General features: G+C 44.0%; 16 protein-coding genes. 4 read left to right on the top strand and 12 right to left on the bottom strand.

Annotated elements, in window-relative coordinates:
• Positions 1–925 precede the first annotated feature (925 nt).
• From IE164_RS00805 to IE164_RS00780, 6 genes are all read right to left on the bottom strand, one after another.
• Positions 926–1,456, bottom strand: coding sequence for a DinB family protein (locus tag IE164_RS00805; protein ID WP_189628284.1), 531 nt, complete (start codon positions 1,454–1,456; stop codon positions 926–928).
• A gap of 81 nt (positions 1,457–1,537) precedes the next feature.
• Entirely contained in the window at positions 1,538–2,257 is a 720-nt protein-coding gene (locus tag IE164_RS00800) for a LytR/AlgR family response regulator transcription factor (protein ID WP_189628283.1), read from the bottom strand.
• Entirely contained in the window at positions 2,254–3,294 is a 1,041-nt protein-coding gene (locus IE164_RS00795) for a sensor histidine kinase (protein WP_189628282.1), read from the bottom strand. Before IE164_RS00795 ends, IE164_RS00800 begins: the two co-directional genes overlap by 4 nt.
• A gap of 154 nt (positions 3,295–3,448) precedes the next feature.
• Positions 3,449–4,330: an alpha/beta fold hydrolase gene (locus tag IE164_RS00790; RefSeq protein ID WP_189628281.1), complete on the bottom strand. Its 882-nt coding sequence runs from the start codon at positions 4,328–4,330 to the stop codon at positions 3,449–3,451.
• A gap of 370 nt (positions 4,331–4,700) precedes the next feature.
• Positions 4,701–5,735, bottom strand: coding sequence for a cytochrome d ubiquinol oxidase subunit II (gene cydB, locus IE164_RS00785; RefSeq protein ID WP_189628280.1), 1,035 nt, complete (start codon positions 5,733–5,735; stop codon positions 4,701–4,703).
• 1 nt (position 5,736) lies between these two features.
• A complete protein-coding gene (locus IE164_RS00780; RefSeq protein ID WP_189628279.1) occupies positions 5,737–7,113 on the bottom strand; it encodes a cytochrome ubiquinol oxidase subunit I in 1,377 nt (458 codons plus the stop codon).
• A gap of 401 nt (positions 7,114–7,514) precedes the next feature.
• On the opposite strand from IE164_RS00780, the gene IE164_RS00775 reads away from it, so the two are divergent.
• From IE164_RS00775 to IE164_RS00765, 3 genes are all read left to right on the top strand, one after another.
• Positions 7,515–8,783 carry a replication-associated recombination protein A gene (locus tag IE164_RS00775; protein ID WP_189628278.1) on the top strand — a complete coding sequence of 423 codons (1,269 nt, stop codon included), beginning with the start codon at positions 7,515–7,517 and terminating at the stop codon, positions 8,781–8,783.
• Between the two features lie 72 nt (positions 8,784–8,855).
• Positions 8,856–9,425 (top strand): hypothetical protein, encoded by a 570-nt coding sequence (locus IE164_RS00770; protein WP_189628277.1) that lies wholly within the window; start codon positions 8,856–8,858, stop codon positions 9,423–9,425.
• A 218-nt stretch (positions 9,426–9,643) separates the two neighbouring features.
• Positions 9,644–11,299, top strand: coding sequence for a M28 family metallopeptidase (locus tag IE164_RS00765; RefSeq protein WP_189628276.1), 1,656 nt, complete (start codon positions 9,644–9,646; stop codon positions 11,297–11,299).
• 58 nt (positions 11,300–11,357) lie between these two features.
• On the opposite strand, the gene IE164_RS00760 is transcribed toward IE164_RS00765, so the two are convergent.
• The 3 genes from IE164_RS00760 to IE164_RS00750 all read right to left on the bottom strand — a co-directional run bounded on the left by IE164_RS00760 (position 11,358) and on the right by IE164_RS00750 (position 14,356).
• Entirely contained in the window at positions 11,358–12,047 is a 690-nt protein-coding gene (locus tag IE164_RS00760; RefSeq protein WP_189628275.1) for a hypothetical protein, read from the bottom strand.
• 130 nt (positions 12,048–12,177) lie between these two features.
• A complete protein-coding gene (locus IE164_RS00755) occupies positions 12,178–12,906 on the bottom strand; it encodes a nitroreductase family protein (protein ID WP_189628274.1) in 729 nt (242 codons plus the stop codon).
• 1 nt (position 12,907) lies between these two features.
• Positions 12,908–14,356, bottom strand: coding sequence for an SLC13 family permease (locus IE164_RS00750; protein WP_189628273.1), 1,449 nt, complete (start codon positions 14,354–14,356; stop codon positions 12,908–12,910).
• A gap of 416 nt (positions 14,357–14,772) precedes the next feature.
• On the opposite strand from IE164_RS00750, the gene sucD reads away from it, so the two are divergent.
• On the top strand, positions 14,773–15,648 hold the full coding sequence (gene sucD / locus IE164_RS00745; RefSeq protein ID WP_189628272.1) for a succinate--CoA ligase subunit alpha: 876 nt from the start codon (positions 14,773–14,775) through the stop codon (positions 15,646–15,648).
• A 635-nt stretch (positions 15,649–16,283) separates the two neighbouring features.
• Here the strand turns inward: sucD and IE164_RS00740 are convergent.
• Genes IE164_RS00740 through IE164_RS00730 form a run of 3 tightly spaced genes read right to left on the bottom strand, consistent with a single transcriptional unit; the run spans position 16,284 to position 24,464 of the window.
• The gene (locus IE164_RS00740) at positions 16,284–16,739 is read right to left on the bottom strand and encodes a hypothetical protein (RefSeq protein ID WP_189628271.1); all 456 of its coding nucleotides are present in this window, start codon (positions 16,737–16,739) and stop codon (positions 16,284–16,286) included.
• Positions 16,740–16,745: 6 nt separating this feature from the next.
• A complete protein-coding gene (locus tag IE164_RS00735; RefSeq protein WP_189628270.1) occupies positions 16,746–21,548 on the bottom strand; it encodes a tandem-95 repeat protein in 4,803 nt (1,600 codons plus the stop codon).
• Between the two features lie 15 nt (positions 21,549–21,563).
• The gene (locus tag IE164_RS00730; protein WP_189628269.1) at positions 21,564–24,464 is read right to left on the bottom strand and encodes a tail fiber domain-containing protein; all 2,901 of its coding nucleotides are present in this window, start codon (positions 24,462–24,464) and stop codon (positions 21,564–21,566) included.
• Positions 24,465–24,527: the final 63 nt, after the last annotated feature.

The following is a 24,527-nucleotide window of genomic DNA, read 5'->3' as shown; positions in this document are numbered from 1 at the left end:
CTTAGCCCATAATAGGAATCTAATCTGGTGTTTTTGCTGTGTCATGGTGGGGACACCATGACTGGCGATAGCAGATATTGAGATTTTTACACATCAGATAAGTTGACCATATGCCCTTATCTGCCACAGGTGGTGTCCTCACCACGTGTTTGAATCCGTATCCGCTACATAAGTGTTTAACCTTTGCTTCAAATAATTACCGACTTCTAGCCCATAACAAGAATCTAATCTGGTGCTTTTGTGGTGTCATGGTGGGGACACCATGACTGGCGGAAAAAATGTATGGGTCAGAATAGTGCCTAGTCGCCACAATTGGTGCCCTCACCGATTGCCGGGTGTTTTAGGATTGATTCGCTTCAAATAACTACTTGCTTCTAGCCCACAATAGGAATCTAATCTGGTGCTTTTGCTGTGTCATGGTGGGAACACCATGACTGGCGATAGCAGATGTTGAGATTTTTACCCATCAGATAAGTTGACCATATGCCCTTATCTGCCACAGGTGGTGTCCTCACCACGTGTTTGAATCCGTATCCGCTACATAAGTGTTTAACCTTTGTTTCAAATAATTACCGACTTCTAGCCCATAACAAGAATCTAATCTGGTGCTTTTGTGGTGTCATGGTGAGGACACCATGACTGGCGACAGGAAGGGGAGCCATGACTGGCGAAAAAATGTCTAAGTCAGAATAGTGCCTGGTCGCCACAATCGGTGTCCTCACCGATTGCCGGGTGTTTTAGGATTGATTCGCTTCAAATAACTACTTGCTTCTAGCCCATAATAGGAATCTAATCTGGTGCTTTTGCTGTGTCATGGTGGGGACACCATAACTGGCGACAGGAGGGGAATTAGTTTCTACTCTCCAAAGTTGATCCTTATAAACGAGGCTAATTCTACCTCTGAAATAGGGGGGCTCGGAGAGGGTCAGATTCCCTTCAAATAGATCTTCACCACATTCTGGTGGTGTTCGGCATGGTAGATGGTGAAATAGAGCATTTCGCGTACGGTAACTTTGCCGAGTAAAGGGTGAGGAAAGATGTATTGATCTAGTTGATCCTCGGACCATTTGGAGAGTTTTTCCTGTATGCCGGAAACAATCTCTTTTTGTGTTTTTGTGACTTTGTTTAGGTCTGAAAAAGGTACCCGTTTGGGTACAAAGTTTCCGGGAGGATCTCCCTCCAGCGTGGTAAGCTTTTGTTTGTATCGCTCTACCAACTCGGGATAAGTTCTAGAGGGGCGGTTGGCAAGACCGAATTTAAACTTGATGAGAAATTTGGGGTAGCCCAGGGCCTTCTCTAGCGGGCGTGTACTTTTTATAAGGTGATCGGCCTGTTGTCCGGCATTCCACTTTCTCTCCGGGGCATATTCAAATTCGTCTTTCGAAAGACCACCGATGAACTTTAGAAAATGATCGTAAGAATCTTCTAGCCTTGCCTTAATCTCCACCTTGTTCATGGCCGAAAATTACTTGGTTTTCTATGGAAGGCAAAAGCAAACTTATAATTCATTCATGAACTTTTGTTGGGCATATTGCTATTAAAAGCTCATAATTTCCCTAAAGCGAATGCTCTGTCTGCGGCTCACTTCTACTTCTTCACCACCTTTCAGGTATAGTTTTAATGTTCCGCTGAACCACGGTTCAATTCGGTCGATATATTTGAGGTTGATAATCTGTTGGCGGTTGGCTCTGAAGAATACTTCCGGATCGAGCCGGGACTCCATGTAGTTGAGCGAACGGGGGATCATGGGTTGTTGGTTGTTGAAGAAGATTCGGGTGTAGCTTCCCATAATTTCCATCATGCGCACATAGGCAAGAGACACGAACCAGCATTGCTCGCCATCTTTTACAAACACCTGGCTGGAAAGTCCCAAAAGCTTGACCTTGCTTTCTTTTTCTTCTCGCAGACGAATTTTCTCAGAAGCTCTTTCGAGTGCTAAACTCAGCCGTTCTTCTTTGATGGGTTTTTGAAGGTAATCGAGCGCATTATGATCAAAGGCTTGCATGGCATACTGATCGAATGCCGTGGTGAAAATTACTTCTGGCACATCGATTAGTTCTTCCAGCAGTTCAAAGCCGTCTTTATCGGGCATTTGAATATCCAGAAATAGCAGTTGAGGCTGTTTTTCCTCTATAAGGGTTAATGCTTGTTCAGCATTTTCTGCTTCGCCTATAATATGAACGTGGCTAAAGTGTTTGAGCAGGTGTTTTAGTTCCTGTCGGGCCAGTTGAGAGTCGTCTACTATAAGTGCCTTCATTTTAGTGGAATCTTTAAGGTGGCCGTGACGGTTTCCTTGCTGCTATTTTCAAGCCTGAATTCAGCAAAGTGTCCGAAGAGAATCTTCATGCGTTCAACCAGGTTTTTCAGCCCAACGCCTTCTCTTTTTTGTATTGGTTTTAGTTGGCCACTGTTAGTTACTTCTATAAGCAGGTGGTTCTGTTCAATATTAGTCTTTATGTGTATTTCTCCTCCTCCTTTTTGGGTTGAAAGTCCGTGCTTGATGGCATTTTCAACCAATAACTGAATGGCCATAGGAGGGATTTGAACGTTTTCTGTTTCCGGGTCGATAGTAAAAGTATAGCGCAACCTCTCCTGAAATTGTATGGATTCCAATTGCAGATAGTCTTTCACTATCTCGATTTCGGCTTTAAGCCCAACCTTTTCTGAGGCATTGAACTGAATGGAGTATCTCAGCAGATCGGATATATGAGTTACCATTTTGCGGGCCTTTTCAGGTTCTACCAAGATGAGTGACCGAATGTTGTTGAGGGCATTGAAGAGAAAGTGGGGGTTTACCTGGTTCTTCAAAATCATTAGCTCAGCTTCTTGCAAGGCCGATTTTAGTTCTAGTTTTTCCAGCTCAGAGTTACGGTTCTTTTCGATGAATTTTATGATGAAATAGATAGCGGCCCAAAGAATAAGAACTAGAAAAATGTTGAAGACATACCCCACAAAACCTCCCCAACTAAAACCGGATATTCCTGAAAGTGGTACTAATAGGTATATGATTATGTGGATGAAAATTTGAGCTAGTGTGGCAGTAATAAAGGTGCCAAGAATGGCCCTTGGTATGAGCTTGCCAATGCTTAGGTCTAACCAGTTTTTTCTTTGGATGTGAAGACGGAAGAGGTGTGAAAATAAAATTAACGACACATAGATAATGGACTGTAAAATGAGCGTAGAACGAGTAATGGAATTTTCTCCCCCAAACAGGGCAATCATGCCAATGAGGAAGAGGGTATAAAGCCCCCAGCCTCCAACCTGGCAAATCCAATAGACTACACGCTTGTTCATCTTAAAAAATGACTTTTCAATTGGGTAAAGTTTGAAATAAATCTTTTCTCTCCTAAATCTTCAGAAAGGGACTGTTGTATTTGTTATGCAATTTTTATGTTTTACCCTCAAGATAGGGGTAGTGAATCTTCGCAGACACTACCCCTCTTTTCTGTTACAAGAATTTGTTGAGCCAGTTGAGAAAGAACTCGGGATCGTCCCACATAATGAAGTGGTAGCCACCTTCGGAAATATCTAGTTTCAGATTTGGGTGCTTGGCATATTGAGCTTTATACATGTTCATAACACTCTCTTTGGTCGAACCATAAGACTCATAGGCAGCCCATGCGCCCAATACTAAAGTGGGTACTTTAATTTTGGCCAAATCGGCACGAATATCAGTGGTGTACATCTCGTACATGGCTTGGGCAACGGTGTTCATATCGCTGGAGACACCCCAGTTGGTGGCGGTTTCAATGTACTTTTTGTTGCGGATGAGGCTTTGCAATTGCATCTGCTGAAAGGTTCTTTTTTGTTCATCGGTCTGGCTGGCAGCGGCTTTCATTTGAGTTTTCATATTCTGAGCAAATGGCTTGGCACTCTCTTCTGTTGCGGTGGGCATCTGAATGGCCGTCATAAACGGTAGTGCGTCCACTACCACCAGCTTTTCTGCCAGTTCAGGCTTTTCTATACCTATTTGAAGCGCCAGGAAGCCGCCTAAGCTATGGCCAACAATGATCGGCTTTTCAATCTTGTTGTCTTCTATATACTGGTATACCAATGACTTGATTTGACTGAAGAAACCGGCTTCCACATCTGCCAATGGAGCCTGACCTGCAAAACCAGGAAGCGTGAGTACGTGGTACTGATATTTGTCACCCAGAGCTTCTATGGTTGAATCCCAAACAGCTCCATCGCAGGTGAGTCCAGGAATCATAATCATGGGCTGACCTTCACCAATGACTCTAGCATTAAGTTTAGAGGGGGTAGAGGCCTGAACCTGCAAGCCAACTACAAACGCGATTATTGCTATCAATCGTACAACTACTTTTTTCATAACATTTTGAGTTTTTGTGATGATCAAAAGTACGCTGTGGCCATGGCTAGAACCGGAGCTTTTAAGGGAGCGGAAGAAATTGCTCGGGAGTGGAATTTACTTGTTCAAGGTTGAATGTTTTAGGTTTAAAGTTGATTGAGACTTCAGAGATTTGATGTCAGACTTCAGAGGTCAGAAGCCAGATAGAGATAAATGAACTTGTGGCAGTCTGAATATGGCACTGATGTCCTCCTCTGGAGGAGGTGCCCAAAGGGCGGAGGAGGATATCATTTAAATTGACTAACAAGGGTTGAATTTCAAACCTGTTTTCTGGTTTCCGATTAATCGATCAACGACTTCCGTCTTCCGACCTCTGTCTTCCGTCTTCAAACTAATAGCTATGCTCATCCAATTCCACTTTTCCCCAGAAGGTTTTGTAGACAAAGTAGGTGTAGGTGGCAATCAGCGGAATACCGATAGCGGCCATGATCAGCATGATCTTTAGGGATTTTGATGAAGATGCTGCATTGGCAACTGTAATGTGATGTGCTGGGTCGGCAGTATTGTAAATGATGGTTGGGTAAAGCTCTAACGCTACAATAACCAGAAGCATGGCCAATGTGAGTGAAGAAAATAGAAATGCCTGAAGAAATTTTTTCTTGGTGGCAAGTCTCGGAATATTCGCGATAGCCAAAAAGGCAATTACCGGAATAATAAACATCCACTGGTTTCTACTGATTTTGTCGGTTAGGTGTGGAATGTAGATGAGGGTGTAAACCGTTACCAGCGCAAAACTGACAATAAAAAAGATGATGGCTCTTTTCAGAAACTGATAGATCTGAGCATAAAGCTTTCCTTTGGTTTTCATGCCGAGATAAATAGCGCCATGCATCATAAATGCAGCTAGTGTGGTGACCCCAACCATAATCGCATAAGGGTTCAGGAAGCTGAGCCAATGACCTGTGAATTGCTTGTTTTCATCTAGTGGAATTCCAATGAGGATGTTCCCTAAAACAATGCCCAAGAGCAAGGCTAGTAAAATACTGCTCACACTGTAGCTCACGTCCCACATGGTTCGCCACCACGCCATTTCTTCTTTGGATCTAAACTCTATAGCCACCGCGCGAAAGATCAGGGCGGCCAAAAACAGCATAAAGGGAATATACATGGCCGAGAACATATTGGCATATACCACAGGGAAACCGGCAAAGAGTGCACCGCCCCCAATCACCAACCAAACCTCATTTCCATCCCAAACCGGGCCTATTGCATTCAAGGCGATTCTCCTGCTTTCTTCCTTTTTAAAGAATAAATGCCATGCGCCAGCACCCAGATCGAAGCCATCCAAAATGGCATAACCAGAGAACAGGGCTCCTACCACAAAAAACCACCAGGTTGAGTATTCTATGCCTATGAACGTTCCCATATTAGTTGCTAAATGCGTTGCTTACATCTCTTTGTCTTGGCCTTTGATCCATCAATGGCGATTCATCAGGGCCGTGCTTAATCTTTTTATTCAATAGATAAATGAATAAGGTGAAAAGCAAAGCGTAAATCATAAAGAATAGGATAAGGGAGAACAATACCTGATTTGCCGTGACTACTTCAGACAAAGCATCCGAAGTTTTCAAAAGCCCATAAACCACCCAAGGTTGTCTGCCCATTTCTGCTGTAAACCAACCCACCTGATTGGCTATTTGCGGAAGCAGTACCGAAATCACCAATATTTTTAAAAGCCATTTTTGATCAAATAAATTGCCCTTCCACCAATAGAATGTGGCCAGAATAGTTAGACCGATTAAGCCCATTCCTATGGCAATCATGATGTGATAAAACTGAAATACAGCGTTGATTTGCGTAGGAATTTCATCTTGAGGGAAGCTGTCCAAACCACGTATGGGTGCATTAAAATCCTGATGTGTCAAAAAGCTAGTCCCGCCCGGAATGGCTAAGCCTGTTACTTCTTTCGATTCTTTGTCTACCCAGCCGAACAGGTAAAGGTCAGCGGGGGCGTTTTCTTCAAAGTGCCCCTCCATGGCCGCTAGTTTGGCTGGCTGATGTTCGGCAACCACTTCAGCAGAAGCGTGACCAGTAACGAGTTGAGCTAAAGAAGAAATCAAAGCAACGCCAAGTGCCATTTTGATGGCTTTTTTAGAAAGCTCTACATGCCTTCCTTTGAGTAGATAATAGGCATGAACGGAGATGATGAGGAATGCTCCGGCCAGAAAAGCACCAATCCATACATGGAGAATTCTTTCAACGCTCGAGGGATTGAAAACCATCGCCCAGAAATCGGTGACCTCCGCCCGGGCATTGATTCCTTCTCCTACTACATGATAACCTGCCGGTGTTTGTTGCCAACTGTTGGCCACTACAATCCAGATGGCCGAAAACATACTGCCCAGCCATACTCCTACGGTGGAGATAAAATGTACCCGAGGGCTTACCTTGTTCCAACCAAAGAGTAAAACGCCTAAGAAACCGCTTTCGAGAGCAAAAGCAAAGATTCCCTCGGCCGCCAAAGCACTCCCGAAAATATCGCCTACAAACCGCGAATAAGTGGCCCAATTGGTGCCGAACTCAAATTCCATTACAATTCCGGTGGCTACGCCAATGCCAAAAGTCAGAGCGAAAATCTTTGTCCAGAATTTAGTGAGTACCTCATAAGTCTTGTCTTTGGTTCGAAGGTATTGCCCTTCCATAAAGACCATGACCAGTCCGAGGCCAATGCTCAAGGGTGGATAGATGTAGTGAAAGGCCACAGTGAAGGCAAACTGGATTCGGGCTAAGATTTCTACATCCATAATGGTTGTATTAGGGGTGGAAAAGCTTCTTCAAAGGTATAGCACGCATACTTTGAAGAAGTAACAACTATTACAATCTTGAACCGAATAAACAGTGATCATGTTCCTGAAAATTTACTTTTCTCTACCAACGATTGGATTGAAATAGTACCCCTAAATCCCCTAAAGGAAACTTTGGCTTTATCAGGTCGAAAAGCTTCATCGCCTTACCCTTCCGAAGCCTCGGGAAGGGTTGGGGTCAAAGTCCTTTCTGTCCGTGACTTAGTTACCGGAATGTTGCTTAGTCGTCCGACCGCTACAAGCGGTCGTACGACTTGATGGCAGTTTCGAGCTTAGAAATAATTCTGTCGATTTTCAGGCACGAAGGTTTCCTTCTAGCTTAGAGAACTTAAATTAGCCGCATGGATTTTACCCGAAAACCGCTTGCCGAAAGAGTGAGGCCTCAGACGCTTGATGACCTGATTGGACAGGAGCATCTGGTAGGAAAGGAGGGAGTTTTGCGAAGAGCTATTAACGCAGGCAGAATCCCATCTATGATTCTTTGGGGACCTCCGGGTGTGGGTAAAACCACCATTGCTAATATCATTGCCAACTCGGTGAAGGCTCCGTTTTTTACCCTGAGTGCTATTAGTTCGGGAGTGAAAGAAGTAAGAGAGGTAATACAAAAGGCCAAGTTTCAGTCGAATACTATTCTTTTTATCGATGAGATTCACCGTTTCAACAAGTCGCAGCAAGATGCTTTGCTTGGGGCTGTTGAAAAGGGAGATATTACGCTGATTGGTGCCACTACCGAAAACCCGTCATTTGAAGTGAATTCCGCTTTGCTATCGAGAAGCCAGGTGTATACGCTCAAGGCACTTTCTAAAGAAGACTTGTTCCGTTTGATAGAGCAGGCTTTAAAGAAAGATACCATACTTAGCAAGCGACAAGTAGAGCTGAAAGAAGCGCAGGCACTGTTTAATATTTCAGGTGGAGATGCTCGCAAATTGCTCAATCTGCTAGATCTGGTAGTTCAGAATATTGAAGACGATCCGGCCGTGGTCACTGATGAGTTGGTCAAAGACATTGCCCAGCAACGAGTAGCGACTTACGATAAAGCCGGAGATATGCATTACGATGTGATCTCAGCTTTTATTAAATCCATTCGTGGAAGCGACCCTAATGCTGCAGTGTATTATTTGGCCCGAATGATTGAAGGTGGTGAGGATATCAAATTCATTGCCCGAAGGCTGGTGATTCTGGCTTCAGAAGATATAGGCAATGCTAATCCCACGGCCTTGGTTATTGCTACCAATGCTTTTCAGGCCGTGAATATGATTGGCTACCCTGAAGGTCGGATTATACTCTCTCAGGCTGTGACTTATTTGGCCTCATCGCCTAAAAGCAATGCGGCTTATATGGCGATCAATAAGGCGCAAGATTTAGTTCGAAAAACCGGTGATTTGTCCATTCCAATGCCTATTCGCAATGCCCCAACCAAACTGATGAAGGAAGAGGGTTACGGTCAGGGCTATAAGTACAGCCATGATTATCCGGGAAACTTTGTGCAGCAAGAGTTTCTGCCTCAGGAAATAAAAGGCACTAAACTTTACGATCCGGGAAGTAATGCACGCGAAGATGAAATGCGTAAACGCTTGAAAGCTATGTGGAAGGAGAAGTATGGGTATTGAAGTCGGGAGTCGGAGGATGGACGCTAGAAGTTCGAGATAATCTCGGTTGAGCTCTATATATTCAATATTGTAATGACTAAAACAGCTAAAATCATTTTGATATCTTTTACAACACTGATAGTGATTATTGGCTGTGGTGCATATGGTCTTTATTATTTTTTCAATGCCTTTGCACCCCCGAAGGTGAAAATTAACAAAGAGTATATTTCAACAAATAGAGACTTCATTAATGGTATCACCATTGAAAAAATTGAAGTAGACTCAATTGGCATAGAAAATTATCCCACAAAATATACTGTGATTTATAGAGCTTCTTGCCATATCCAGCATCCTGAAAACAAACCACCTAATCCTCCAGATAAAATTTTTTTCGGTAAAAAGGGTAAGTATTCGTGGACAGAAGAATTTGTAGAAACTGAGTTTGTCCATAGGGGACTGTCCAGATACACCACAGATTCAACATACAACTCTCCATGGAGACCTTTATCGGAAAGTCATGAAGTTTGCCCATTAGAATTTCAAAGTGAACAATGGTACTTCATCACAATTGGTCATCCTTCAGTAACAGGGGTTTTCTTTTACATTGATAAATCGGGGAAAGAGCATCAATATTTCCTTCCGAGTGGGGTGTCTCCGATTTAATTCTTATCCATTTAAGATAACCCTTAACCGGTTGATTTCCTTTTTGATGATTATCAGATTATTCCTGTTCTTGGAAGTTGAGATACTCGAAGAATTCGCTAAGTATGCGGAGTCTATACTATTCTATTAAATCAGGCCTTGGTTGGTTCTTATCTACTGTAGATAGGAGTTTTAATTGAGAACTAATTTTCCATAACTTCAAAGCACAAAGCAGACTTATGAGACTATTCAAAAATATATCGCTTCTGGCTGTTCTGGCCTTGATTTATTCCTGTGGAGGTTCATCCACTGAAACCGCAGAGCTCGATGTTGAAATGGACACGCTATCTATCGACAGGCATTTGCAGGTATTGGCTTCTGATGATTTTATGGGTAGAAAGCCTTTTACGGAAGGGGAGGAGAAAACCATTCATTATCTGGAGTCCGAATTAAAGGCTATGGGTGTGGCTCCCGGTAATGGCGACTCTTACTTTCAGGATGTGCCTTTGGTAGAAATTACCGGAACGCAATCACCAACCATGGTGGTCAAAGGCAAGGGGCAAATCATGACCTTCGAAACCATGAAAGATGTGGTGGTTTATACCGAGAGAACGGACGAGGTTGTGGGTATTGATGACTCTGAGTTGGTATATGCCGGTTATGGCATTGTAGCTCCCGAATATGGATGGAATGACTATGAAGGGCTGGATGTAAAGGGCAAAACTGTGGTGGTTTTGGTGAACGATCCGGGTTTTAGTTCTGGTGATCCCACTTTTTTCAAAGGAGAAGAAATGACCTACTATGGTCGATGGACTTATAAGTATGAAGAGGCTGCCAGACAAGGCGCTGCCGGTGTATTGATAGTTCATGAAACTGTTCCGGCTGGTTACCCTTGGTTGGTAGTTCAAAGCTCGTGGACAGGTTCCAAACTAAATCTTGACGATCCGAATGCTGGCTACAAATGCCCAATTCAAGGTTGGATTACCAGAAACACTGCTGTTGAATTGTTCAAAGCTGCCGGAATTAAAGACTATTCTGAGATAGCCAAAACCAAAGATTTCAAACCTATTCCTATGGGCTTAACTGCTACAGTTAGTGTGACTAACGAAGTAAAGCGTGATATGTCGAGAAATGTAGTGGGTATCGTAAAAGGCTCTGTAAGACCAGACGAATACATTATCTATTCAGCGCATTGGGATCATCTGGGTGTGGGCGAACCAATCGATGGCGATTCCATTTACAATGGGGCTCATGACAATGCTTCCGGTACCACTGGCCTATTGGCTATTGCCGAAGCCTTTGCCGGGCTGGAGAAAAAGCCGGAAAGATCTGTGGTCTTCCTTTTCGTGACGGCCGAAGAACAGGGACTTCTTGGTTCGGCATACTACGCTCAAAACCCGATTTTCCCTCCTAACCAAACCGTAGCGAATATCAACATTGATGGCCTGCCGGCTTATGGCGAAATGAAAGATCTGACCATTACAGGTTATGGCCAGTCGGAGCTAGATGATTATGCGACAACGGCTGCTGAGAAACAAGGGAGATACGTTATTCCTGATCCAGACCCGGGAAAGGGATATTTCTTTAGATCAGATCATTTCAACTTTGCTAAAGTGGGTATTCCTGCATTGTATGCTTCTGGTTCTTATGAGTCTAAGGAGAAAGGTGTGGAGTATATTGAAGAGAAAACCAAGGAGTATCTCGCAGTAAAATATCATCAGCCTCAAGATAACTATGAGCCGGAGGAATGGGACTTGAAAGGTATCGTTCAAGATGCCAAGTTACTCTTTAACGTAGGCTACAGATTGGCCAATGAAACCTACTGGCCGCAATGGAATGAGGGTTCTGAGTTCAAAGCCAAACGTGATTCTGATATGAGTATGAAGAAGAAGTGATCTCTCCGGTCTTCAACCACCTCCCCTTGAATTAAGGGGAGGGTTTAAATGTGTATCTCTATTTTGTTTTCACTTTTACCCCAATATTCGATTTAACATCGAGTTTATTAAAGAGGTATTTGGTCCAAGTAATGGTGTTACTGTTTGTGCGCGTATACTCATCGTTAGAAAATTTTTTGATTTCGTTTTCGAAAGAGATCTCTTGGGTATACTTCATATCGGACAGAAACATTTCTACAAATTCCATGTCTAGTTCTTCAGAACCACCAGCCTCTTCTTTAATGGATTTCATGATTTGATCTAACATTACATTCTGGTTGGTACGAATTATTTCGCCCCCTTTCTGTTCATAAAGTGTGTATTGCTCTATGTCCAATGGAGATGATTCATCGTGATAATAGGCACTGATGCCTTGGTTAAGTGCTTCGAGGTTAGCAAATTCAAACGACATTTCAATAGTAAAATTGGTGGTGTCGAAGTTGGCTTTAATGTTACTAATACCTTCTATACCTCCTATTTTTCGGGTTAAGGTGGAGTCCCCCATTTTTATTTCATTCATCAGGTCTTTCATATCCAGCTCTTCACCATAGCCGGCAAGCAAAGACTTCATTCCGGACATATTGATGGCAAAGGTGTATGTGCCACCTCCATTGGATCGGAAAAAGACTCTTTCGAGCATTTCCATACATGAGGTAGTGCTTAGTAAACAAAAAATGACCAGTAGGGAAACTGTGCGTCTTGAATTCATAATACAATAATTGGTTATTTAAATATGGTGAAATAGTTCAGTATCTAAAATGCCTACTACCTCTGAAGATGAGGTATATTTTCCGATAACAAAAGATATAGGGTAGCTTTAAACCCAAAGGTAGGACTATCTATACCCGGAAAATGACTTCTTCGTTCGGAATTCTGAACCTTTCAGAATAAATGCCTCCTTCTGCCGAAGGCCCGCAACCAATAACCATTACGATCTCAGCCTTTCGGGGAAGTCTTAGGAAGCGTTTGATTCTGAGGGAGTCCATTCCTTCCATCGGGCAAGTATCATAACCTTCGGCCTTCATGCTCATCATAAAGTTTTGAGCTGCAAGTGCAGCGCTTTTATGAACAGAAATTCGGATATCCGTTCGATTGCCATGGCGCACCATTGGGCGCTTGAGGCCAACAAAAAAGTAAATGCACTTTTTAAGAAAGCCCCAAAGGTCGAACCAGTCGCTCCAATAATACTTGGGTATGAGGTTCCTGTAGTAGTTCATAGCCCGCTGTGCTTGCTTAGACTTAGCATCGGGATAGACTCTTTTCATTTCCTGAACCAATACTTTCTGCCTTTTTCGCCAAAGGTCTCTGCGGGCTACCACCACTACCAATTCTCGGGCTGTTTTGGCCGCTTTTTGGTTCATACACATCCAGGCTACCTGTTTTTTGGCCTCATCTGATTTAACCCTGTAGAACTCCCAAAGCTGCATGTTGCTACTATTTGGAGCTAGAACAGCTCTTTCAATACTTCTCTGTACAGCTTCATCATCGAATGGAGCTTCTTGATCATAGATTCTTACCGACCTTCTTTCCTGAACTAGCCGATCGAAAATTTTGGTTGCTTCTTTCATCTTAGTAAACCAGAGGTAAGAGTGTTTGAGAAAGAAGTACAAGCAAGGCAATGGCTATAAGATTGAGCACCAGACCTGCCCTAATCATTTCTTTCATGCGTATCATTCCGCTGGAAAAAACAATTGCGTTGGGGGGGGTGGAGATAGGCATCATAAAGGCATAACTGGCGGCAAGGGTAACCGGTAGAGTGAGATATACCGGATTCATGTCGAGTGTTTGCGATATGCCTATAACCACTGGAACAAAGATGACTGTGAGAGCTACATTGCTCATAATTTCGGTCATAAAAAGCATGAAGGCCGTTAGCCCGGCAATTAGTAGAATGGTATTTAATTCGCCTCCCCCGGCAATACTCTCTCCCACAAACTCTACTATGGCCGATTTCTCCATGGCTTTGGCCAGTGTGAGCCCGCCTCCAAAAAGCAAGAGTATGCCCCAGGGTAGTTTACGGGTATATTCCCATTCGAGCAGGAACTTGTTTTCCTTAAGCTTTATGGGAGTAATGAACATAAGAGTACCACCTGTTACCGCTATCACCGAGTCGTTTAGTAGATCGGTGTTTAACCAGTTGTTAATGCTTCCTCTCAAAATCCATGTAAGGGCTGTAAGCACAAATATGGCCGCTACATATTTCTCGGGTTTCGAAATTTTACCAAGGCTTTTTAATTGTTCATCAATTACTTCGGCCGATTCGGACAATGATTTGAGACCACTGGGGTACATTACTTTGGTAATAACCAAATAGCTGATGGTCAGCATTAGACAACAAATGGGGAGGCCAATCATAAGATAGCGCGCGAAGGTTATCTCATAACCGATCATGTCGTTCATAAAGCCTACCCAGGCCACATTGGGCGGAGTTCCAATAATAGTTGCAGTTCCACCCACATTGGCTGCATAGGCAATTCCTAGCATTAGCCCCAGAGCAAAACGCCTTTTGCCTTTGGTTGCGCTTTCATCAATGTCTAACAACTGGGTGATAGATAGGGCTATGGGGAGCATCATAACGGTGGTGGCTGTGTTGCTAATCCACATAGATATAAAAGCTGTAGTAAGCATAAAGCCTAAAATGATGCCATTGGGGTTAGTGCCGGTTTTCTTTATAAGGGTTAGTGCAATTCGCTTGTGCAGATTGTGCCTTTCCATACCCAAACCAAGCATAAAGCCTCCCATAAATAGAAAGATGATTTTGTTGGCATAGGGAGCAGTGGCTTCATCTACCGTAAACACCCCGGTCAATGGAAAAAGAATAATAGGTAACAAAGCTGTTACCGGTATAGGAGCGGTTTCGGTAATCCACCATATAATCATCCAAAGGGCTATACCGATCACTTTCCATGCTTCGGCACTCAGGGCATCGCCAGGTTGAATAAACTGGATAAGGAAAAACAAGAGCGGCCCGGCAATCAGGCCAAACAGTTTTGCTCCAAAAAACTGTGGTTCTTTCAAGGTGATTGTGCTTTTCGTGAAGACCGAAAATAGTATAAAAATTTGATGGAGTGAAGGCCTGTTTGTTTAGTCGGGGTTAGGCCCATCAACGAAAAAAGCCCCATTTGGGGCTTTTCTCATCTTCAACCTTAAAATACTAAAAACTAACTAACTATGTTTTAAACGTCTTCTCCTGGAATTAAATTCTGATGAGCTTTATTGAGCTCCTTTCTTTCAGAATTAACTTCTGTCTATTAGACGCTCTGTAGGCTCAAATGGTTTCAATAAGAATAAAAATTTTCGGTTAAAATCTGTTAATGATCTAATGTACCAGACAAACGGCCAATTGAGCTGATGGAACACTGTTCGATACTCAATATTCCCTTTGGTCGTGCGATATTATGTTCTATTTTTGCCACAAATTTAAACCCATAGCAATGAGCGTTTTAGTGAATAAGGATTCAAAAGTGATTGTGCAGGGATTTACCGGTTCTGAAGGTACATTCCACGCAGGTCAAATGATAGAATATGGAACGAATGTGGTTGGTGGTGTAACACCAGGAAAAGGTGGCCAATCGCACTTAGACAGACCTGTTTTTAATACCGTAGCCGATGCCGTGAAAGAAACAGGAGCGGATGTTTCGATCATTTTTGTTCCACCGGCATTTGCGGCCGATGCCATTATGGAAGCAGCCGATGCCGGCATTAAGGTAATCATTGCTATTACTGAGGGTATTCCTGTAAAAGATATGGTTGTGGCCAAAGAATACCTTAAAGGAAAAGATGTTACTCTTATTGGTCCTAACTGCCCGGGAGTCATTACTCCGGAAGAAGCCAAAGTCGGAATTATGCCCGGTTTTGTGTTTAAGAAGGGTAGAGTAGGGTTGGTTTCCAAGTCAGGAACCCTAACCTATGAGGCTGCTGATCAATTGGCTAAAGCCGGTTTGGGAATTTCTACTGCCATTGGTATTGGTGGCGACCCAATTATTGGCACACCAACTAAAAATGCGGTGCAGCTGTTGATGGAAGATGATGAAACCGATGCCATTGTTATGATTGGTGAAATTGGTGGAAACTACGAAGCCCAGGCTGCAGAGTACATTAAGTCTACCGGAAATAAAAAGCCTGTAGTTGGCTTTATTGCCGGCCAAACAGCTCCTCCGGGTAGAAGAATGGGCCATGCCGGTGCCATTATTGGAGGTGCTGAAGATACTGCTGAAGCCAAGATGAGAATTATGGCCGAATGTGGAATCCATGTAGTAAAATCTCCTGCAGATATTGGTGAAACCATGGCCAAAGTGCTGAAAGGGTAATTCCTATTCATAGATATTGCGAAAAGGCCGGTAATTTACCGGCCTTTTTTGTTGCTATGGTATGTAATTTTTTTCCCGGACCACTAATTAAAATGACAGGGTTACTTCCTTATGACACCAATTATGCCTGGCTACCATTTGTATCTTCATCAATGGCTCTTATAAGGTGTTGTAAAACGCGGTTTATGATAGAAGTTTAGTTCTATGCAATCTAAATTGTAACCCCATAAAATGATTCTTTCTAAAAAAGAGAGGAGTGATAATTAAAAGGGGGTGTGCGCGGGAGGAAGGTAATCAGACAGGTGTGCAATAGTGGGGTTGGGATATTGCGGCTTATGGAGCTAGAGCAGAATAAAAAGTATAACGGCCACAAGAATAATTACCTCAAAATTATCAGAAACCTTGCTTACAAATTTTGAAATGGTATTGATGGCTTTTTCAGTCATAGGGTTTCAGGGTTAGGGGTAAATGGGAACCACCTTCTGCGGTTCCCATTTCCAAGAGACTCAACTAAATCAGACTACTATATGAATCTTTACTGACGATGTAAAGGTCTCACAGATTACTTCCGTACTCAATACCCTGATCTAGGTATTTTTTAAAAAAAACAGCGTATGCTTTTAAGTTTTGCCAGGTTACTTGGTAAGAGTAACCACATAATTGCCGGGTACGCCTGCTGCCACGTTTTGGTCGGTTTTTCTAAATGAAAAGGCAAAACGAGTAGAGCTTAGCTCGGTAATGGTTATTTCCTTACCGCTTTCTGTAGTTACCTGGTCGTCCGATGTTCCCACCCAGTTCCATGTACCTGTAGCAGGAAAAAGTTCTCCAGCATTGGTAGTGGTGTAGGTTTTATTTCCTATACGAAGGGTAAAGCCTTCATAGCGGTTAGAGACATTGCTGCCATCCAGGGTTATAGACCCTCCATTTTCCAGGCTCCAGGTAGCTTCCATTACTTCCTGGGCTATTTCTTGAGGAGTCTTTTGAGGGGTATCATCACCACCACCTTTGCAAGAGGCGGTGGTTAACAAGATGATTCCCAGCATTAGACTCTTCAGCAACATATAGTTTGTTCTAATGATCTTCTGTTTCATGCTGACTTACTTTACAATGATTAGCTTTTTCACCACACTGCCCTTATCAGAAGATATTCTGATAAGGTAAGTGCCGGCCGGATAAGTACCTGTATCCAGCTCTACCTTTGATTCCTGCACCTTTTGTTTGCTCCAAACGCTGTTGCCATTTAAGTCTATAATGGCAAGGTCCGGTTGAATATGAGGTAGCTGAGTTAGGTCTATGGTCACAACATCACGAGCCGGATTGGGATACAACCCAATCTGGGTTGCCTTAAGCATATCGTCATCAAGCCCGGTAACAATTGTTCCTTCACCCACCACGTTGATTCGTGTTTCGCCTACGGTCGATTGCATTACTATTTCGCCACTGTAGGTTTTGGCTTCGTTCGGGGCAAAAGTTACCATTACATCAGCAGAACTGCCAATGGCTACATTAAATGCAGTTTTATCGGCAGAAAAGCCTTCTGGTAGCGCAATAGAAGAAACTTCAATTTCTGTATCTCCTGTGTTTTCCACGGTAAACATAAGGGTAGAAGTTTCTTCAATATCAGTGGTTGCAAATACCAACCCGTCAATAGCGGCTATTGAAGGTTCGGCCACATTGTTTACAGTAATCGTCAAGGTTTTATCCAGCGTATTGCCACCGCCATCAGTGGTGGTAACTATCACTGTATAACTCGCTTTGGTTTCGAAATCTACTGCTGCGGCAGTAATTAGATTGCTACCGTCAATGCTAAAGGCATCATTGTCATTGCTTCCTGAAGCCAGACTGTAAGTAAAGCTGTCGTTAGCATCTTCATCGGTAGTACTAAGTACGCCCACTACGGTGCCTTCATCCACATTTTCATCAATTGAACTGGCCGATATACCAATGTCGGTTGGTGTTTCATTGACATCCGTTACGGTAATGGTAAAGCTGCTGGTAGTAGACAGGCCTCCGCCATCAGTGGTTTTCACTCTTACCGAATAGCTGCTTTTAGTTTCGAAGTCCAGACTGTTTTTAGACACCAGTTTTCCATTGCTAATGTCAAAGCCGCTGTTGTCTGTGTCTCCAGCACCTGAAACCAGGCTGTAAGTAAAGCTGTCTCCATTGTCCGGGTCGGTAGTGCTCAAACTACCCACTTCAGCATTGATTCCGCTGTTTTCAGCCAGGCTTAAATTACTCAGGCTTAGTGCGGTAGGAGCTTCGTTTACATTGGTGACCACAATGGTAAAAGACTTCTGGTAAGTGGCTCCGGCCTCATCGGTGGTTTGCAGTCTTAGATTAAGACTGGCTGAGCTTTCAAAGTCAATAGCTGCATTGGTTACCAAATTGCCATTGGCAATGGCAAAGACATCATTATGCTCTGCACCCGATCCGGACACCAGAGTATAAGTAAATGAGTCTCCGGCATCTACATCGGTAGTTGAAAGACTTCCTATTACTGTACCTATGTCGCTGTTTTCGGCTACTGTTATTGCCGAAAGGGCCAAATCGGTGGGAGTGTCATTGGTATTCACTACCGTAAGTACCAATTCGTCCGAGGCAGAGGCCCCATCAGGATCTGTAGCGGTTATGGTAATATTCACCGTACCGACATCATCATTGCCCGGGGTTCCGGTAAAGCGATTGTTGGTTGCATCAAAGGTTAACCAATTTGCTCCGCTAAAAGTGGCCGAGAGAGTTAGATTATCTCCATCTACATCATTAAAGATTGAGCTACTGATAAATGAGCTCAGTAATACATCTTCAGTAGCAGTGATATCCGCAGCAGGAGATACCACCACAGGGGCATCGTTGGTATTGGTAACAGTAATGCTAAACTGCTGTCGTACACTGCCGCCCGAACCATCACTTGTGGTAATATAGAAGGAGGTATTTCCCACATCATCATTGCCTGGCGTTCCGCTCAAAGAGCCGTTGTCAATGCTTAGCCATTCAGGACCACCCTCTATACTGTAGCTCAGGTTATCACCATCCACATCGGCAAACAAACCGGACAATGCTTGCTCGTAAGCAGCATCTTCCAAAGCGGCCGCAATAGTTGTAGAAATGACTGTTGGCGCATCGTTTACAGAAAGTACGTTTACCGTAAACTGACGAGTGGCGGTAAGTTCACCATCAGAAACAGTAACGGTAATGGTTGTACTGCCCGAAGCATTGGCAAGGGTTGGGGCAGAAAGTGTTATACCATTGCTTCCTTTACTTATACCAATAGCTGTAGAAGCAATGAGCGATTCGTTAGATGAAGTGGCTGTGAAGCTGAGGTCTGAAGCGTCTGTATCTATATCTTCAAACGTTATATACAGATCGCTCAACAGGCCATCTTCCTGAATGCTTTGTGCACTGACAGAACCCAGGGTAGGGGCATCGTTTACGGCATTTACATTAATCTGAAATGAGGTAAATGAAGTTTTCCCATTCGCACTGGCTATTACTAAAATGGTTTCTGTGCCATTGAAGTTTGCCTCGGGAGTCAACACCAGATCCGTGCCATTCAGCGATGAGCTCACCTTTGAAAGACCTCCAATAGTGTAGGAGAATTGAGCGGAAGGATCGCCTGTGTCAGCAAAAACACCACTCAAATTTACTGTGTAGGCTCCGGCATCTTCATCAATGCTCACGTTATCTATAGTTGCGGCTGTAATGTCACTACTATTGCCCTGAATATTGAAAGTAACGGTTTGCGATACAGAGAGCTCTCCATCACTTACAGTAATGGTTACGTCTTCACTACCACTCTGCCCTTGAATTGGAGTAACGGTAAGGTTGTTTTGCTCTACCGAAAGCGTGAACAGAGTGCCGGTAGCATTATGAGTGAAGGTAAGGTTAGCATCTGATGTTTCCACGTCATCGAAGTATAGCCCAAGATTCATTATATAAGCGGGCTGAACATCTACCAGGTTTTGGGCGGGAATGGTGGCTACTGAAACGGGAGCATCGTTTACCGGGTTAATGGTAAGGCTAAATGTCTCTGCTGCCGAAACAGAAGTATTGGTTCCCAGGCGGTCATCGGCTGTTACACTAAAGTTTATAGTACCGAAGTAATTGGCCGAAGGAGTTACTGTTAGCACATTCCCATTGATGGAAACGGTGGCTACACCGGCTATATCGGGGGTTGCTTTGTAAGTGAACAATGGCACTGCAGCATCAACATCAGTGGCAGATAGCGTGTATGTAAATACATTGTCTTCATCTATCACCTGATCGCTAATTGAGGCCATAATTGGGGCATCGTTCACGGCAACAACCTCTACTTCAAAGGTTTCTAATTTTGAATATGCCTCGCTGGTGCCTTCTTCTTCTACCAGTACCGTAATGTTTACCTTTCCATTAAAGTTGAGGGCCGGAGTTAACGTTAGCTGACCATTGCTTACTGTGGCCGCTACCTGGTTGGCATTGGATGAAGTAACGGTAACTATAAGGTCGTTATCTACATCGGCAAAGTTCAGGTCTACGGTTCCGGCTTCCTCTTCATTTAGTTGCTGATCGGCAATGGCCGAAAGTGTTGGCGGGTCGTTTACATCTACCACCTGCACTTTGGCAAACGCGGAAACCGAAGCTTCTCTGTCGGCACTGGTCACTGTAAACTCCAGCGAATCTAAATAACCCACATCGCCTACCGGGCTATAAAACACCGTCCATTGTGCCAGGTTGGCGGAAGACTTTACCAAAACAGGGTCGGTAATAGAGCCTTTCTTGGGGTTGGTAGTTATAGCTATTGAGGCATTGTTAAGGTCAAAGTCACCTAATTCTACAGCAAATAAGTTCATAGAAACGGCCGTATTTTCCGGAGTTTCTTTCTCCGAAGCAAAACTGAAGAATAGCCCATCGGAAGAAGTTTGATTGGTAAGGCTTTTTGTGTCTCCGTTTTGAGTAAAGAATCGGGTATCCGAATCTAAATGGCTAATAGTACCACCACTGCCGTTGCTTGTATTGGTCAAAACAAACAGGTCATCGTCACTAAATCCGGAACGTGTTTTAACCAAAACGGTAATGATGGCTTTTTCAGCACTAAACAGGTAGGGATGGTCCGTTTTGCTCACACTAATGGTTTGGGTGAGTGTATTGGAGTCTTGTGTGAAACTCTCCAGGCTAAAGCCTGAATTTACAATGGATACCTGTTTTGGAGCCGAAGGATTCGATAGGTCTATATAGCCAATGTCTATGGTGTAGTTGGCATTGAACCGTGAATCGGTCAGTGTCAGGGCCAGGGTTTTGGCACTTTCTGAAGAAGAGGCAACGGTCAGATTCGTGATTTCATGTGCTTCATCGGCCACGTTGAAAGTAAAGGGCAGCATGGCCACTTCAGATTCTAGTTTCTCGCCTTCAACTTCTATAGCTTTGAACCGAATGGTGTCTTTGTAACCATTTTTGGGCAAAAGGCTACCGGCCGGTGTGAACATAAAACGTCCTGCACGAGCACCTGATACTGTTAATTCTCCATTTTCAGGTCCTTGAGTTACCTCGAACCTTATAGCGTCTCCATCCGGGTCGAAACCATTGAGACGCAGTACATCGCCAAGTTTATAGAATACCGATCGGCTTGCCGATATGGCTATTGGTGCCTGATTGGGCTCTATTTTTTCAACCAATGGTACCACAAAGCCAAAGTTGCCTTTGTATTGGGTTTGGCCATCGGTAGCGGTAAGCAAGGTACTCGCACCATTCTGCCCTACGGAAATAAAGCTGGTGTTTATACCCCCTGAAAACCATCCTCCACTGGCTGTGGTCATACGCTTGTTTCGCGCATTATCGGTAGAGCCTTCCTGTGCCTGCATTGGCAAGGCATAGAGGGCTACCATCAGAAGGGTTGCCAGGTATCTGACTGTTTTTGATCGTTTCATGCTAATCATGTCTGATTATTTTTGATCAGCGTTAACAGTTTTAGGGGTGTTTAAAAGCAAGGCTTCAATTTTTGCCAAACGCTCTTCTAAGGCCTCTACTTTGTTGGCCTCGGCTTTGAGCTGGCCATTTTCTGCTTTGAGCGCTTCTACCTGAGCCGTAAGTTCTTTTACAGCTTCAACCAAAAGGGCGGTCATTTCTCCATAGTTCACAGCCTTAAAGCCATCTTCTTTGGTTATAACCAGTTCTGGGGCTACTTTTTCTACTTCCTGAGCGATAAAGCCAATTTTGTTTTCAGGTCGGCTTGTATCTTTCCAGTTATAGCGTACACCTCTCAGATTATTTACCATGGCCAGGCCGGAGGTTAGGGTACTTACATTAGTTTTGAGACGAGCATCAGAGGTTTGATTGATAGAAACAGCACTGATATTGCCTGTAAAGTCACCATTACCGTTCCCGTCAAGGTAGATGTGGTTGTTATTTAAACCATCTAAAGCAATGTGACTATATACATCGGAAGCATCATTATTGAAGTCTGCGCCTCCATACATTCTTATACCTGTGCCTGCTGAACTGTTTAGGTTGAAGTCTCCAGAATATGTGCCTGCATTCGAAATATTTACCTGCATATCTACTAAGGACGGCCTATAGGTACCTCCGTTTCCATCGGACTTTTCAAAGTCGCTCATCATTTGGAAAATGGGTTTCTTTAGCCCATCACTTTCCCATGATTTAACACCTAGATTTATGCTTGAATAACTGGAGTTGTTCATGTCAAACGAGCCATAGTCCACTCCATCTTTTTGATTAATATTAAGGGCAATTAGATCTGGGAAGTAAGAGCCTCCGTTTCCGTCATTAACTGATGTCGCTCCTCGCATTGCGAAGAAAGCCAGGTCGGCATTTTCCCAATCCTTTCCGCCCATAAAGAAGTTTGATGAGCTTGGACCTTCCAGTGCGAGTCGTCCACCAGTTGTTCCGTTAGCAAACATTTGTGCGAGTGTTCTGTTGCTGCCATCTGAAATTCGGAATTGCCCTATTTCTTCACCACCTCCTGGCAACCAGCCACTTTGAACGCGGCCTTTGGCTGTGCCATCGGCATTGCGGGCGATCATATTGCTCCAGGGGTTGGCATTGCCAACGAGTTGGTAGGTAACACGTGTTTCACCAATTTCTGAAATTCCTGCGTGCTGCTCGAGGTATGCACCACCACCAGAGTAGGTGAGCATTCTCATGTTGGCTCTTCCCAATGAATCGTTGAGGTGAATAAGACCTGCTTTTTCTCCATTGGAGTCTATGAGCACATTTACTGAGTCAACGGCACTCATTAGCTTGATAGAACCTGAATTTTGCTCGTTCACCTCAAGGCGGGTTTTGCTGTTGTGGTCTACTATATTGAGCATGGCTTGCAGATTGTCTTTGCTCATAACGGCAGCTGCTTCTCCTTCTTTGCCTAATTGCAATAGGCCTTGTTGCTTTCCGTCACCAAAGTCCTGAATGGACATGAATACTCCTTCCATTGGAGAGAAGTTGCCGGGGTTATCCGGATTTTCGATTCTCTTGCCAAACATTTGCAATACCGGCAAGTCCGATCCTCCTTCTTCCCATACTCTTGCTCCCATGTAGAAATTCTGGCTGGTATTGCCCCACAAGGAGAGCTGTCCATGTGGGTGTTGGTCGGCTACCCATTCGGCTATTCTGCCGGTTGCTCTTAGCTGAGCCATGGCCCTGTCTAATGAATCGTATAGGTGTAGCAAGCCTCCTGTGCGATAGGAGTCGCTGCCAATGAGCGAGCGCCTGGTTTTATTGTGGCCAAAGGTAAGCACCGAACCAGAGTGATTTGGTTCGTAATAGTTGAGCTGTACTTTAATACTGTCTTCCGGATTAGAACCGTATACATTCAGGTTGTTTCCTCCATGCACAGCCACGTCTCCTTCGAACCATCCGGCCCAGTTTTCTACGCCATTCATGGCACGGCCCCATATGGCTTTGTTAATGCCATAGCCTTCGGCTCTTCCTAAAATACCTTTGTTTTCTATTTCTGTATTGTCTTCTCCTCCTACAGCGGAGATACCGGCAACTCCAATATTGTCTACCCCAACATTACCTAGGGCCCAACCACTTACACCGGTGTTTCCCCATGGGTTAGACTGGCCGTAGCCTACCACCCCGTTGTTGTAAGAGCCTTCTTCATATCCTGTGGCACCATTGCCCGGACCTCCGGCTAACCCTAGTACCCCAGCATTGTTTCGTCCGGCTCCAAAGGCTTGTCCTCTCACACCTTCGTGGCTGCCGTTGCCCTGGCCTATTGCGCTACCTATTATGGCAATGCCTCCTTGTTCATTTCCTTCGAGGGAGATTACGTTGCCTCTGAGGGCGGTTTTGAACCCTGCTCCGGTCATATCTACCTGAATACCTCTTTGGGTTCCTCTGTTCAGGTTGTCTGAGGAAATATTGAAATAGAAGATGGTGTCTGAGTCTGTAGTAGAGTTATCTATGCTTATTCTTCTGGGGAGGTCATCGGTAGGGCCAATGGGTTTTGGCGAGAATGGAGCAAGTAGCTCTGTGGTTCCCAATACGGTGTTGCCAATGCTAATGGTAAGCGTACGGCCACTTACTCCATGAAAAAGGTCTTCGGGCATTGGGTTTACCGAACCGAGTGTAACAGCATAGAGGCCTTCTATAATCTGAACATTGCTCTGGGTCTCTGTCCAGCTGTTGCCTTCACCAAGATCTATTAAAAAGGTAAAGTTACGTTCACCGGTAACCGGTGTTCCATTTTCATAAAGGGTTCCCTGAAAGCTCATTTTTTTGCCTTCCTGAACCTGAGCTGCACCGTCTTGTAAAGGCAAAGCCATAGTGGCAGGCATGCCCAAAACCAGTGCGAAACTAAGAACGAGGAGTAGTCGTTTTTTCATTTTTGTTAACATTTTGGTTGTGATAATTTTTTTGACTTATGTTGATATGCTGGTTTGGGCAAG

Origin of the sequence: Roseivirga thermotolerans (genome assembly GCF_014653175.1) — a bacterium.
Taxonomy (GTDB): domain Bacteria; phylum Bacteroidota; class Bacteroidia; order Cytophagales; family Cyclobacteriaceae; genus Roseivirga; species Roseivirga thermotolerans.
Note: the sequence above shows the minus strand (reverse complement) of the source record. Positions and strands in the feature narration are given on the sequence as shown.

Bases quoted from the DNA above. Each gene is read 5' to 3' on its own strand.
- IE164_RS00775 (WP_189628278.1), top strand. From the start codon at position 7,515: ATGGATTTTACCCGAAAACCGCTTGCCGAAAGAGTGAGGCCTCAGACG.
- IE164_RS00735 (WP_189628270.1), bottom strand. From the start codon at position 21,548: ATGAAACGATCAAAAACAGTCAGATACCTGGCAACCCTTCTGATGGTA.
- IE164_RS00770 (WP_189628277.1), top strand. From the start codon at position 8,856: ATGACTAAAACAGCTAAAATCATTTTGATATCTTTTACAACACTGATA.
- IE164_RS00765 (WP_189628276.1), top strand. From the start codon at position 9,644: ATGAGACTATTCAAAAATATATCGCTTCTGGCTGTTCTGGCCTTGATT.
- IE164_RS00760 (WP_189628275.1), bottom strand. From the start codon at position 12,047: ATGAATTCAAGACGCACAGTTTCCCTACTGGTCATTTTTTGTTTACTA.
- IE164_RS00805 (WP_189628284.1), bottom strand. From the start codon at position 1,456: ATGAACAAGGTGGAGATTAAGGCAAGGCTAGAAGATTCTTACGATCAT.
- sucD (WP_189628272.1), top strand. From the start codon at position 14,773: ATGAGCGTTTTAGTGAATAAGGATTCAAAAGTGATTGTGCAGGGATTT.
- IE164_RS00755 (WP_189628274.1), bottom strand. From the start codon at position 12,906: ATGAAAGAAGCAACCAAAATTTTCGATCGGCTAGTTCAGGAAAGAAGG.
- IE164_RS00790 (WP_189628281.1), bottom strand. From the start codon at position 4,330: ATGAAAAAAGTAGTTGTACGATTGATAGCAATAATCGCGTTTGTAGTT.
- IE164_RS00730 (WP_189628269.1), bottom strand. From the start codon at position 24,464: ATGAAAAAACGACTACTCCTCGTTCTTAGTTTCGCACTGGTTTTGGGC.
- IE164_RS00800 (WP_189628283.1), bottom strand. From the start codon at position 2,257: ATGAAGGCACTTATAGTAGACGACTCTCAACTGGCCCGACAGGAACTA.
- IE164_RS00780 (WP_189628279.1), bottom strand. From the start codon at position 7,113: ATGGATGTAGAAATCTTAGCCCGAATCCAGTTTGCCTTCACTGTGGCC.
- cydB (WP_189628280.1), bottom strand. From the start codon at position 5,735: ATGGGAACGTTCATAGGCATAGAATACTCAACCTGGTGGTTTTTTGTG.
- IE164_RS00795 (WP_189628282.1), bottom strand. From the start codon at position 3,294: ATGAACAAGCGTGTAGTCTATTGGATTTGCCAGGTTGGAGGCTGGGGG.
- IE164_RS00740 (WP_189628271.1), bottom strand. From the start codon at position 16,739: ATGAAACAGAAGATCATTAGAACAAACTATATGTTGCTGAAGAGTCTA.